This window comes from Pantoea sp. MBLJ3 (assembly GCF_000816655.1).
GTDB lineage: Bacteria > Pseudomonadota > Gammaproteobacteria > Enterobacterales > Enterobacteriaceae > Pantoea > Pantoea eucalypti.
In genome coordinates this window covers 667,080-679,377 of sequence record NZ_JSUT01000005.1, presented here as the reverse complement: position 1 = coordinate 679,377, position 12,298 = coordinate 667,080, and the positions used below count along the sequence as shown (strand labels likewise).

The 12,298-nt window shown below is 52.8% G+C and carries 9 protein-coding genes and 3 pseudogenes; 4 read left to right on the top strand and 8 right to left on the bottom strand.

The genetic code is table 11. The features are described 5' to 3' along the window. Positions 1-101 precede the first annotated feature (101 nt). Both NP77_RS09495 and NP77_RS09490 read left to right on the top strand, forming a co-directional pair. Entirely contained in the window at positions 102-731 is a 630-nt protein-coding gene (locus tag NP77_RS09495) for a Vat family streptogramin A O-acetyltransferase (RefSeq protein WP_039659925.1), read from the top strand. Between the two features lie 135 nt (positions 732-866). Beyond that, positions 867-1,370, top strand: coding sequence for an AAA family ATPase (locus tag NP77_RS09490; RefSeq protein WP_039659923.1), 504 nt, complete (start codon positions 867-869; stop codon positions 1,368-1,370). Between the two features lie 151 nt (positions 1,371-1,521). Here NP77_RS09490 and NP77_RS09485 read toward each other — a convergent pair whose 3' ends face one another. The 4 genes and pseudogenes from NP77_RS09485 to NP77_RS23815 all read right to left on the bottom strand — a co-directional run. Next, on the bottom strand, positions 1,522-3,060 hold the full coding sequence (locus NP77_RS09485; RefSeq protein WP_003852423.1) for a methyl-accepting chemotaxis protein: 1,539 nt from the start codon (positions 3,058-3,060) through the stop codon (positions 1,522-1,524). Positions 3,061-3,732: 672 nt separating this feature from the next. Then, complete coding sequence (locus NP77_RS09480) at positions 3,733-3,936, bottom strand: hypothetical protein (RefSeq protein WP_003852422.1); 204 nt, start codon at positions 3,934-3,936, stop codon at positions 3,733-3,735. Between the two features lie 90 nt (positions 3,937-4,026). Continuing rightward, positions 4,027-5,943, bottom strand: coding sequence for a methyl-accepting chemotaxis protein (locus NP77_RS09475; protein ID WP_039659921.1), 1,917 nt, complete (start codon positions 5,941-5,943; stop codon positions 4,027-4,029). A 584-nt stretch (positions 5,944-6,527) separates the two neighbouring features. After that, positions 6,528-6,949: pseudogene (locus tag NP77_RS23815) on the bottom strand (STAS domain-containing protein); the annotation flags it as partial. On the opposite strand from NP77_RS23815, the pseudogene NP77_RS23810 reads away from it, so the two are divergent. Continuing rightward, positions 6,948-7,223 (top strand): annotated as a pseudogene (locus NP77_RS23810) (BCCT family transporter); the annotation flags it as partial. The pseudogenes NP77_RS23815 and NP77_RS23810 overlap by 2 nt on opposite strands. 55 nt (positions 7,224-7,278) lie before the next feature. Here the strand turns inward: NP77_RS23810 and NP77_RS09460 are convergent. After that, positions 7,279-8,370, bottom strand: coding sequence for a mechanosensitive ion channel family protein (locus tag NP77_RS09460; protein ID WP_003852412.1), 1,092 nt, complete (start codon positions 8,368-8,370; stop codon positions 7,279-7,281). Positions 8,371-8,570: 200 nt separating this feature from the next. Between NP77_RS09460 and NP77_RS09455 the strand changes: the two are divergent. After that, positions 8,571-8,753: pseudogene (locus NP77_RS09455) on the top strand (EAL domain-containing protein); the annotation flags it as partial. A 92-nt stretch (positions 8,754-8,845) separates the two neighbouring features. On the opposite strand, the gene NP77_RS09450 reads toward NP77_RS09455, so the two are convergent. The 3 genes from NP77_RS09450 to NP77_RS09440 are packed head-to-tail and all read right to left on the bottom strand — an operon-like array spanning position 8,846 to position 12,262. Then, positions 8,846-9,532, bottom strand: a complete 687-nt coding sequence (locus tag NP77_RS09450; RefSeq protein WP_039659916.1) for a cysteine hydrolase family protein — start codon at positions 9,530-9,532, stop codon at positions 8,846-8,848. Further along, complete coding sequence (locus tag NP77_RS09445; RefSeq protein WP_008926915.1) at positions 9,513-10,829, bottom strand: cytosine permease; 1,317 nt, start codon at positions 10,827-10,829, stop codon at positions 9,513-9,515. Before NP77_RS09445 ends, NP77_RS09450 begins: the two co-directional genes overlap by 20 nt. Then, positions 10,826-12,262 carry an amidase gene (locus NP77_RS09440; protein WP_039659913.1) on the bottom strand — a complete coding sequence of 479 codons (1,437 nt, stop codon included), beginning with the start codon at positions 12,260-12,262 and terminating at the stop codon, positions 10,826-10,828. The genes NP77_RS09445 and NP77_RS09440 overlap by 4 nt, the downstream gene beginning before the upstream one ends. Positions 12,263-12,298 lie beyond the last annotated feature (36 nt).

Here is a 12,298-nt window from a genome sequence, read left to right as displayed (position 1 = left end):
AGAATCTATCCCTCATCATGATTACATTCTGTCTGTGAAAAGGACAACGGGCATTAGGGTGTACACTGGAACGACCTAAAGCCGCACGTAAAGGAGAGAATATGTACGGACCGGATCCGGCCAATCCCCATCCAATGGAAGGCTTCCCACAGGTTTGTTTTATTAAAAACAGGGTGAAAAACCCCAACATCATTATCGGTGATTTTACGTATTATGATGACCCTGAAGGCGCAGAAAACTTCGAGCGCAATGTCCTTTATCACTTCCCGTTTATTGGCGACAAACTCATTATTGGAAAATTTTGCGCTATAGCGAAAGGCGTTCAGTTCATTATGAATGGGGCTAACCACAGCATGGCAGGGTTCTCCACTTATCCGTTCTACATCTTCGGAAACGGATGGGAAGCAAGCCAGCCTCACGCCAGTGACCTGCCTGATAAAGGCGATACAGTGATTGGCAATGACGTATGGATTGGTTATCAGGCGCTGATTATGCCAGGCATTAAAATCGGTAACGGCGCGATCATTTCGTCACGTTCTGTCGTCACGTCGGATGTCCCGGCATATTCGATTATGGGGGGTAATCCAGCCAGGGTTATCAGGCAGCGTTTTAACGATGAGACCATATCGATACTCGAGAAGCTGGCCTGGTGGGACTGGCCTGTGGAAAAGATTACCCAAAACCTCCCGGCAATCCGCTCTGCTAATGTTGAAGCCTTGCCAGATAAATAGCTATGCAGAATTACCCACGTTCGCTGCGGGCAAAGGGTGATGCGCATTCGTAATGTGTATGGATAATTGCGCGCAGCATGCTCTGCAAACATGTCAGCATTTAACGCTGGAGCGCGGATTTAAACAGGAGTCGTTATGCTGTACATATTCAGTGGCCTTCCCGGTTGTGGAAAAAGCACGGTCGCTAAAATGTTATCTGAAAAATTAAAAGCGGTGTATTTACGCGTCGATACGATCGAACAGGTACTGCGTAATGAATCAGCAGCGTTCAGAGAGATGGGCCCTGAAGGCTATTTCATCCTCTATGCGCTTGCGCGGGAGAATCTCAGACTGGGACTACCTGTTGTCACTGACTCAGTAAATGATCTTAATCTGGTGCGAGATAGTTTTCGTGATATCGCACTATCATCAGGTGTTCCCTTTCTGGAAATCGAAATCCTTTGTTCGGATCCGGAACAGCATCGGGCTCGTGTAGAGAACAGAATCTCAGAAATTCCTGGCTTAAAAGTGCCTGACTGGCAGGCCGTCATGGATCGTGATTATGAACCCTGGAGAAGGGATCATCTGCAGCTGGATACCGCAAAATTATCGCCCGCTGCGTGCGTCGATATAATTCTCAAAGCGAGCCTTCCGTTCTGAGCGCATTTAGCCCGCATCCTTGACGGCAATAAATTTTTTTGACCCTCAGGCTGCACCCTGCCCTACACGGGATTGAAACCGGTAAAACAGGGCCAGTCACGCTATGTTCTCAGCCTGTGCGGTAATAAACGTTGGCTGAATCCGGATTGGCTCAGAGCTTAAATGAGCTGACCTCTGTCAGCAGCCTGCCCGCCTGCTGACTCAGTGAGCCCGCAGCGGCAGACATCTGCTCTACCATTGCGGCATTCTGCTGCAGATTGCTTTCCATCTGCGTGACCGCAATGTTCACCTGGTCGATCCCATAACTCTGCTCTTTAGAGGAAGTATTGACCTGATTAATCAATTGCGTCGTTTCATCAACAACACTCAGAGCTTCATTCATTCGCGACGTCACATTCGCTGCGTATACCACGCCTTTATCCACATTCTGGATTGCTTCTTCAATCAGACCCCGGATATCCTGGGCTGCTACAGAAGAACGCTGTGACAATGAGCGGACCTCGCCGGCGACCACGGCAAACCCCTTGCCCTGCTCCCCGGCACGGGCGGCTTCCACTGCAGCGTTAAGCGCCAGAATGTTGGTCTGAAACGCAATGCCATCAATAATGGAGATAATTTCTGAAACCTTATTTGAAGAGACAGAGATATCGTTGATGGCACTTGTTAAATCATTCAGCTCACGGTTGCTATGGTTGACGATGGATTGCACTTTACCGATGAAGTTATTCGCCTCTGTCGCGTTATCCATATTGTGTTTCACGGTGGCCGACAGCTCGTTCATACTGGCTGCGGTTTGCTCAAGTGAAGAAGCCTGAGACTCTGAGCGTGATGACAGATCATCATTGCTGTGAGCGATTTCCTCTGACGCCGTATCCACCTCTTTGCTGGCATCCCGGACGCCTGACAGAACCTCCCGAAACTTAGTCACAAGGGCATTAAAACTGCCAGCCGTTGCGCCCAGTTCATCTTTTTTATTGAGATTTACCCGAAGAGTCAGGTCCAGGGTTTCCTCGATGGTTTTCATGGTGCTCTGTAAATTCTGCAGGCCTTTTCTGATATAGCTCAGGACAGAGTACGAAGAAAGGGCTGTCATTAACACCGCGGCTGCAATAATGCTGCTCAGAAGCCATAACGTATGCAGATACTCGGCATGATTTTCCGCTGCAAATTTGTTGGCAACCTGATAGTTATAAGCCAGGATGTCCTTCAGATTCTGGCTTACCACAACCGATGCCGCCGCTGTCTCTCCCTGATCGGAAACCATAGCCCTGGCCGCATCAATGCCGCCGGTCTGATAAACGCCCACCATCTTATTCACTTTCTCGAGATAGACGCCGAAATCCTGAATAGTCTGGCTTATCAACTGGCCGTCGTTATCGTCTGTAATCAGGTGAGATTTATAATAATCCATTGCCTCGCGCGTTTTGGTCAGATATTCCTTTGCGGTGACCATATGCTTTTCAAATATCGCTTTATCGGTAACCAGAAGACCCATCAGTATCTGCCGTCTTGCTTCTTCACGAAGCTGAGAGATTTCACTGATTTTGTTAATGCTGGGCAGAGAGTTGGTCGCCACATACTCGAACCGATCCTGTGCGCCGCCCAGAGAGCGGATACTGATAATGCCCAAAAAAAGCAGCGCCAGAAGTGTAAAGGTAAAGACCAGCGTAAGTTTCTTTAAAATTGTCATGAGAGGTTACCCGAGGGAGATGTCAAGATACCTTTCTTTTATCGGCTATCCTAAAACACACTTTATGGTCAGACGGTGAAACTAAGCAGTTATTGTTATGTTTTTTGAGAGATATCGAAGTTTGCACTCATTACGATAATTGACCTTTTCCGGATAATCCGGCGACGCGGCACGACCGGCGACGCCCGTACATGACGCGACACCATGAGAGGAAAAAGCGAGAAACGCTGGCATATCACTGCCGGACACCATAGAGTGGAAAAAAGCTAAAAATCACGTGCAGGTTATAACCTGTCCCTTAAGCGGCTGTTTGAATTAATAAAATTACTGTGAAAAATGGGCCGCATCAGCCTCGGACCCGCTGAATACATCAAAATACTTACTGATATCTGTCAGCGATTTCACAGGCTTGCTTATCCGGACTGATACAGCTTACAGCCGGTAATGCGTTCAGCCACCGGGTCAGCCGTACCCTTTCCCTATGCTCGTCTGAACGAGCCTCGTTGCCATGAAGATTGAGGATCACAGGAATAAATCTGAATGTTTGTTGCTACAGTAAATCGGGTGCGCCCGATCATTAATGCAGTGTGGAGGTTAACCACGTCCTCTTCAGATCAACCTCTCATCGCACGCAAAATTCTGTCGCCAGGGATTGTAGCAACCCGTTCACTCTCATTTTGTGGCGAACGGGTAAGTGAGCAGGCTGACTGCGCCTGCTATTTCGTTTTGCAGGATGCAGTCAGGTTCTTCATCTAACAACAGACATAGTTGGGCAATGACTTTTGCACGGGTGACTGGCTCGCCATCATAAAAAAGAGCCTCCACCGCCTTACCAATGTGAACATGCAGTGCATTAACGGCGTTATCGTCACACATTTACCACCTCCGATGACATAAACCCGAAAGGAGACCACCGGATGCCAGAAACGACGTCGGGCGGCCCCTCAGAATGCAGGACAACGATGATCAGAAGGTTTCCCAGTTTGCTTTCGACGCCATCAGGGATACTGAGGGTTGTACGTTGCGCCTGGTGGTCTGCGCCCTGGGTGTAAACGCCCCAGAAGACGGCACACGGAAAACGGCAACGGTTTTTTCAAGCTCAAGCGCCTGTTCTTCGAGACTGCTGGCCGCAGCAGAAGACTCCTCAACCAGCGCAGCGTTTTGCTGGGTTGTACTATCCATTTCCGTCATGGCCTGTGCAATCTGGGTAATGCCGCGATTCTGTTCGTCTGATGCAGCGGCAATTTCACCCATGATGTCCCTTACCTGCGTCACGGACCTGACGATACCCTCCATTGTCACGCCGGCGCGGTTTACCAGCTCAGTACCGTTACTCACTCTGTCCAGTGATTCCCGAATCAGCACTTCTATCTCTTTTGCGGCCAGTGAACTGCGCTGTGCAAGATTGCGCACTTCGCCTGCCACAACGGCAAAGCCCCGGCCCTGCTCACCTGCGCGCGCGGCCTCTACTGCCGCATTCAACGCCAGAATATTCGTCTGGAAAGCGATACCGTTAATAACGGTGATGATTTCGCCGATTTTGCCTGAGCTCTGACTTATTCCGCCCATTGTGGTTATCACCTCACTGATGATTTCCCCGCCGCAGCTGGCATTGTGCGATGCCTCCGTGGCCAGCTGACTGGCGTGATGGGCGTTCTCCGCATTCAACTTAACGGTGGAGGTTAATTCCTCCATGCTGGCAGCCGTCTCAACCACGGCAGCCGACTGCTGTTCTGTGCGCGATGAGAGGTCGGTATTTCCTGCTGCAATCTCAGACGAGGCGCGGGCGACGTTATTCACCCCATCCCGGACCCGGGAGATGATGTTACGCAGGCTCTGGTTCATGGCACCCATGGCAGTCATCAGTTCGCCAAGCTCATCAGTACGGGAACTGGTTATTTCGGCGGTCAGGTCACCTTCAGCGATACGCTGTGCCGAAGAAAGCGTCTCTCTCAGCGGAACGGTGATGCTGCGGGTCATTCTCCAGGCAATCAGGAGACTGAGAGTGATACAGACAAGGGTGGCAAAACCAATCTGCCACAGTGCGGTATGCATGTATTTCTGAGCCTGTTCAGACTGAAAGAACGCCAGGTCAGTGATTGACTGATTCAGTTTTCCCGCAGCTGCGGTCATTTCATCTGAGGCGCGTTTTTCGACCTGCACTGACTGGAGATAATTATTTAACAGCGTGGTGCCTGAGGTGGTTTTTTGCGCCACATCGGCCAGAAGCGCACCGAGTGAGGTGTCAGCGAGACCACTAAGCTGACTGACGAGTGGTGAAAAACCGTCTTTGATTTCGTTAAACTTATTCAGTGTGGAAGCATCTGGCCCATGCATGAACGCCTGAACATAAAATGCAGCCTGTTCAGTTTTGAGGCTGAGAGCCAGCAGGGGTGCAGTAAGGTCTGCCGGGACATAAGCCTGTCGGGCAGCCAGTTTTTCCGCCACTGACGTCAGTCCGAGAGCCTGAATATCATTCAGAGAAAGGGCTGCACTGTGGTTGCTTGCGAGAAAGTGCTGACGCTTTTCCTGATACTGAGCCAGAGCAGTATTGAGCGCAGAAAGCTTTTCACGACCGCCTGTTGACCAGGAATATTTCTCAAGATTTTTGTACAAAGCAGACAACTGATTCATCGCCTCACCGTTGAGTTCGATGAATTTAGTGTCGCGGGTGTACTGAAATAGCGTGCGGTTCAGCCTCGCTTTCGCCAGTGCATCAACCATTTGTACCGTGACGTCGCGCTTTTCCGAGTTATCCTGGATTTTTAAAAAACAGAGGGCAGCAAGGACTGATATAGCCAGTGACGCCAGTATAACCAGCAAAAACCCCAGAGTAAGTTTCCTGCCTATATTGAATTTTGACACTTTTTTTATAATATTCATTTTAATAATCCTGGTGTTGAAAAGTACCTGAGACTGACATTTCCTCAGGGTTACGTTACATATCGGCATAGCGACGATATTTATTAGAGCCACTTTCATCACCCGCCCTTAAATAATGATATTTATTGATGCAGATCACCTCCCTTAATATTTGTATCTGGCCGTGTAAATTAAGACCCTGATAATTCACCAGGTTATCATTCAGACTCTAACCTGAAAGGCTCTGCTGAAAAAAAGCGATAACCTATTCCGCAGGCTTCTGATTTTATTGTACAAATTAAAAGACATGAGACGGAATAGCATGTTAACTGAATAAATAGAGAGAAATAGCCTTCAGATCTTAAGGTTTTATTAAGCTTTGTGTTTTTACCTGGAAAGGTATTACCGGAAGGACAGGGGAAAAAGGGCATTTCAGCCTTCTTGTTTTCCAGAATAAGAATACGAGGTCAACGCGTTACTTAATTTTGTAAGCAGCCGATTATGCAAATGAAAAATCATTAACAGGCCTGCTTTTTCATTCAGTCCGGAACCTGCGGGAGGATCTTTTTTCCAGCACGTGCATCAGGGCTAGCGGCACATCCGGTTTAGCGGCTGCCCATCAGCTTTTCAACTTCTTCGGGTTTGTCATGCACACCAAAGCGGTCAACGAGAGTGCGGATCGCCCCGTTCATGCCTCTGACGTCCACGTCGGCACCTTTGCGGCGGAACTTAATCACGATGCGGTTCAGCACGCTGACCGACGTGATGTCCCAGAAATGGGCGAGCGACACGTCGATGACCACGCGATCCAGCGCCTCGTGGAAATCGAAGTGATGGATAAACCGGTCAGCCGAGGCAAAGAAGACCTGCCCGGTTACGGTATAGGTGCGTGTCTCGCCCTTCAGCACCGAGGAGACCGCCATAAAGCAGGCCACTTTGGTGGCAAAGTTCAGCGACGCAATCAGCACGCCGGTCAGTACCCAAACGCCAGATTGTGGGTGGCCACCACCACGGCAACGGTCGCTACGCTGCGCTGGATGACTTTTTTCGGCAACAGCGCAATCTGGCTGATTGTGCAGCAGGGTGCCACTGACCTGCCGCAGACGATCGTGAGCGATCAGACGCTGGCACTGTTCAACTTCCCTGAGCACCTCCCCTTCAGCTCGCTGCTCTCCTTTATTGCCATGGCGATGGTGGCCGTGCTCTTTGTCACCTCTGCGGACTCAGGCGCCAGGGTGGTCGATACGCTGGCATCGGGCGGCACCGACAAGCCCCCCTGTCGGTATGGCCTGTTTAAGGCTTTACGCGTTGACGCCTGTTTGCAACAGTAAACGCCGTTCCGCACCTCAAAACCCGCTATTCAGCTATTTCCCTTGCTGACTTTTCACCCCCGCTATCCGTCAGTGACGCCCTCACCTGTGGCAGGCTTTCCGGGTAATTCTGCTGAATAAACTCAATCATCTTTTCCCTGACGTAACAGCGCAGATCAAAAGCGATTGGCGAGTTCTGGGCAGTCATCAGCATCCTGATAGTCATGGTTTTTTCGGTGGTATCCGTCACCTGAAGTACAGACGTTTCCCCATCCCAGAGTTTGGTTTCACTCAGGACTTTTTCAAACTGCCTGCGCAGCGGCTCCAGCGGCATGGAGTAATCCACATAGAGAAATACCGATCCTAAAATCTGGGCATTATTACGCGTCCAGTTCTGAAACGGATTCTCAGTGAAGTAAGTAATTGGCAGCACCAGACGGCGCAAATCCCAGATGCGCACCACCACATAGGTCAGGTTGATCTCCTCAATCCAGCCCCACTCTTTTTCCACCACCACCGCGTCATCAATTTTGATAGGCTGGGTAAAGGCGATCTGAATACCGGCAAACAGATTAACCAGCGACTTCTGTAAGGCGAAACCAATAATGATACCGGCAACACCTGCACCGGCCAGAATAGTGGTGCCGAATTTACGGACGCCGGGAAAGCTCAGCAGTATCAGTGAAATGCAGAACAGTACCAGGATGACAATAACCACTTTTTTGACATAGATAATCTGCGTACGAATTTTTCGTGCACGAAGATTATTCGAAATATTAATGTCATAGCGGATATAGAGCATATCCTGCGCCACATTGGTCAGCCGTATCAGGACCGAACAGAATGACATAATAATAAAGACGTTGATGATGTTAGTGATTAACTCAAGCGACTCAGGGTGAAAGTTAATGTAGTTAATCCCGACATTGATCATTAATAGCGGTACGAAAAAGAACATGGACCCGCTAAGGTGCTTCTCAAGGGATTTGAACAGCTTTCTGTCGCGACTCTGCCAGTAGCGGATAAAGGCCAGCAGGATAAGCCGGGCCAGGAAGCCCACGATAAACGAAAGCGAGACGAGTAATACAACAGGCACCCATGACGGGAAACCAGATAACTCACCGAATAACAATGGCATTATTTTCCCTTATAGTCAGCTGGCAACCTCAGGCTGTCAGCGAAGTGACAAACTCAGTAACCGTTGTCTGCACGGCTATCCGTTCGTAACACATTTAGCGCCCATGAGTATGAACCATCGCAGCGAAGTTGGCAGGAAATGCGCGATGATACGGCAGATTTACCTCAATGGCCCAAGCGAGCGGTCGGACTATCCCGCCCGGCGTAGCGGAAAATTCAGTAGCAAGTATTGAATCGATGATGAAGCTGGGTCAGCCCATGGGCCTGGTGGTCACAGCAGAAGGCGTGGAAACACAGGGGCAGATGTCTGCACTGGCGGATGCAGGCTGTAATCAGCTTCAGAGCGATCTGTTCAGTCAGGCGGTGCCCGACCTGAGACGCTGATGAAGAGAGCGGCGCCAGACAGTCAGGCAGGTATCATCGCCTGACGGGATAGCCTGAGCGGAGTTGTACGCTCAGGTTATCCGCCAGAAAGACTAACTGCCCAGGCTGTCCAGCAGTGCGGCAGAGGTGGCAACCGCGCCAAAGATGCCGCCCTGCATATGGATCATACTCAGCGCCGCCTCATGATGACGCCGCTCCGTTGCGGCACAGCAATCAGACAGCACCAGACACTCGAAACCGCGATCGTTGGCTTCACGTAGCGTGGTATGAACGCAGACATCGGTGGTTATACCGGTGAGAATCAGATTACGTATGCCACGACTGCGCAGTATCAGCTCCAGATCGGTGGCGTAAAATGACCCCTTACCTGGCTTATCAATCACGACCTCATCCGGCAACGGGGCCAGCTCCGGAATAATCTCCCAGCCTGGCTCGCCGCGCACCAGAATGCGGCCGCACGGTCCGACATCGCCAATGCCGGCATTCATCCGTCTCGAACGCCACCGTTTATTGGCGGGCAAATCGCTGAGGTCGGGCCGATGCCCTTCACGGGTATGGATAATCGGAAACTGCCGGGCGCGCATCGCGGCCAGCACCTGCTGCAACGGGGCGATGGGTGCGCGGGTCAGGCTGACGTCATAGCCCATGCTATCGACATAGCCGCCGACGCCACAGAAGTCGGTCTGCATATCAATCACAATTAACGCCGTGTCAGCCGGGGTGAAACGGCCGTCAAAAGGCCAGGCGTAAGGGGTTGAATTAACGCTGTAATCGGGCATTGCTGTTCTCCATTACCGGGCGCGGCATGCGCATTTTGCTGATCACGCTGTAGCTGATGGCGGCGGTCACCAGACCAATCACTGCTTCACCGAACTGCGGGAAAGCCACATGAGCGATCACCGCACACAGGCTACCTATTGCCCAGGCGGCAAACGCTGTACCACGGAATCGCTGAGCCGGACGCTGCTCACTGATGCGCGCCATAAAGATCAAATCCACAATCATCACAGCACCAAATGGTGGCACCACGATCCCGAGCAGGCTGAGCCACTCCAGGAAGTAAGACCAGACGCCCGCCAGTGCCAGCGCGCCACCAATGGCGCCGAGGATCAGCGTCCACAGACGCATTTTGCTGCTGAACAGATGACTGAAACCCACTGCGCCGTTGTAGAGGCAGTGTGTGCAGACCGATCCCAGATTGATAAAGACAAACAGGCAGGCCACCACCGACAGGATGGCACTGTGCCCCATCAGCATCGGCAGGAAGTTACCGCCATTGGTCAGCGGATCCACCGCCGCGCCCACGGCTACAATTACCACGCCGAACAGATACGAGATGACGTTCGCAACCGGAAAAGCGGAGAAGGCAGCGATGACCGCTGAGCGTCCATTCTTCGACCAGCGGGTAAAGTCAGCGGTCATGGTGCCGGAGTCGGCAAAACCGGCCACCACCATGGTGACGGCGGTGCCCATGCTCATTGCGCCGGCGGCGCTGGCGCTGCCTTTCCACTGCGTCACCACGGAGAAGTCGTGCTGTTTGCTGATCAGCCACAGTGCCACCATCCCGAGCACCACAAACAGCGGCGCGGCGATCATCCCCAGCACGGACAGCGCCCGCACGCCCAGGAACGTGATGCCGGTGTAGAGGATCATGGCAAAGGCCGTCACCGCCAGCGCATTCCAGCCGAAGGTCTGATTAATCACCGTGCCGGTAAGGCCGGTCTGGAAGGCATACCAGCCGATCACCACCGTCGAGAGAAAACCCGAGACCAGGATGTAGCCTTTGCTGCCAAAGGTGCGTCTGGCCTGTAAAGCAAAGTTCATCCCGCTGTTACCGGCGTACCAGCTCAGCGCGCCGACATAGGCGAACAGCACCAGGTTGCCCAGCAGAATGGCGATCAGCGCGGGCCAGAAGCCCAGATGCCAGGTAATGATGCCGCCAAACAGCGCATTGGTGAGGATCATCGGGAATCCAAACCAGACCGCTGAAACAGAGCGGGTTGAATGACGATGCGTCAGCGGCACCGGCTCATGTTCAAATTCCTGCTCCAGCGCAGGTGTGTCAGACGTTTTCATTGGGCGATTCCGGGTTGAAGGTGATTCCACGGCTGAATGCGCTCGAAAGCGGCACTGGCAGCCAGCACTAAAGCATCATCAAGATGACGACCAACAATCTGCATACCGACCGGCAGGCCGCTGGCGGTGAAACCTGCAGGCACTGACGCGGCGGGCTGGCCGGTGAAATTGAACGGGAAGCAGAATGAGAGCCAGTGATCGTTGCGAACCATGCGACTATCAATGATCTCTGGTCCCTGCATTCCCAGCGGAAACGGCGGTACGGCCAGTGTCGGCGTGATCAACAGATCAAAGCGCTGCATGAAGCGCCACAGGCTGTTGCTGACCGCTTTGCGGGTGGCGATGGCATCGGTAAAGTTCTCTGCCCGCCAGTCGCGCTGTAACATAGCGACCAGATGCGGTGACATCGTGCTGCCCTGCTCCACCATCATCTGGCGCATGCCGGTGAGATCACTTTCCATCGCCACCAGTGCGCCAAAAGCGGCTGACGGATCCGGGAAGCCAGGATCGGCCAGCTCCAGTTCCGCACCGATTTCAGCAGCAAATCGCCTTACCGCCGCGCTGACAACAGCGCGGACTTCCGGGTCAACCGCCACATAGCCAAAATCTGCGCTGAATGCGATACGCAACTTGCCAGGCAGATGTTCTGGTGCACCCAGCCAGTCAACGTCGCTGCAGGGGATCGAGTGGCGGTCCCGCATATCCGGTCCTGCCATCAGTGACATCATCAGGGCGGCATCGCGCACGCTGCGCGTCATCGGCCCGATATGCTCCAGCGACTCCCAACTCGACACGCCGGGATAGCGTTCATCACGACAGCCAGGCCATAACGGCACCCGCCCCATCGACGCCTTGAAGCCAAAAATGCCGCAGTGCGCTGCCGGAATGCGAACCGATCCGCCGCCATCGCTGCCCAGTGCAATCGGGCAAAGGCGTGCCGCCACCGCCGCCCCGGAACCCGCGCTGGAACCGCCCGGCGTCATCGCCAGATTCCAGGGATTGCGCGGCGACGGAAACAGCGGATTGTGCCCGACGCCGCTGTAGCCAAACTCCGGCGCGGTGGTTTTACCCAGCAGAATGGCGTCGGCGGCCAGTAGCCGTTCCACCGTGATGTCGTCATCTTCCGGTACGAACTCTTTGTATGCTGCTGAACCGGAGGTAGTGCGGACGTTTGCGGTGCAGATGAGATCTTTTACCGCCAGCGGCACGCCTGCCAGCGCGCCCAGTGTTTCTCCCCGCGCACGTCGGTCATCTATGGCTTTAGCCTGTGCCATCGCAAGCTCGGGTGTCGGGGTGCAAAAGGCCTGCACCGTCGGTTCACGCTGTTCCATCCTCGCCAGCGCCGCAGCGGTCAGTTCGCAGGCTGATACTTCCCCGTTGCGGATCAGAGCGACCATCGTCGTGGCATCGTCGTCTAATAAGGAGTCAAACATGGGTTACCTCGCCAAAAGTGTACCCATGATCTAGTG

Coding starts and splice junctions, on each gene's coding strand:
- NP77_RS09450 (WP_039659916.1), bottom strand. CDS start 9,532: ATGCCCGATTACAGCGTTAATTCAACCCCTTACGCCTGGCCTTTTGAC.
- NP77_RS09475 (WP_039659921.1), bottom strand. CDS start 5,943: ATGAATATTATAAAAAAAGTGTCAAAATTCAATATAGGCAGGAAACTT.
- NP77_RS09445 (WP_008926915.1), bottom strand. CDS start 10,829: ATGAAAACGTCTGACACACCTGCGCTGGAGCAGGAATTTGAACATGAG.
- NP77_RS09495 (WP_039659925.1), top strand. CDS start 102: ATGTACGGACCGGATCCGGCCAATCCCCATCCAATGGAAGGCTTCCCA.
- NP77_RS09460 (WP_003852412.1), bottom strand. CDS start 8,370: ATGCCATTGTTATTCGGTGAGTTATCTGGTTTCCCGTCATGGGTGCCT.
- NP77_RS09440 (WP_039659913.1), bottom strand. CDS start 12,262: ATGTTTGACTCCTTATTAGACGACGATGCCACGACGATGGTCGCTCTG.
- NP77_RS09490 (WP_039659923.1), top strand. CDS start 867: ATGCTGTACATATTCAGTGGCCTTCCCGGTTGTGGAAAAAGCACGGTC.
- NP77_RS09480 (WP_003852422.1), bottom strand. CDS start 3,936: ATGTGTGACGATAACGCCGTTAATGCACTGCATGTTCACATTGGTAAG.
- NP77_RS09485 (WP_003852423.1), bottom strand. CDS start 3,060: ATGACAATTTTAAAGAAACTTACGCTGGTCTTTACCTTTACACTTCTG.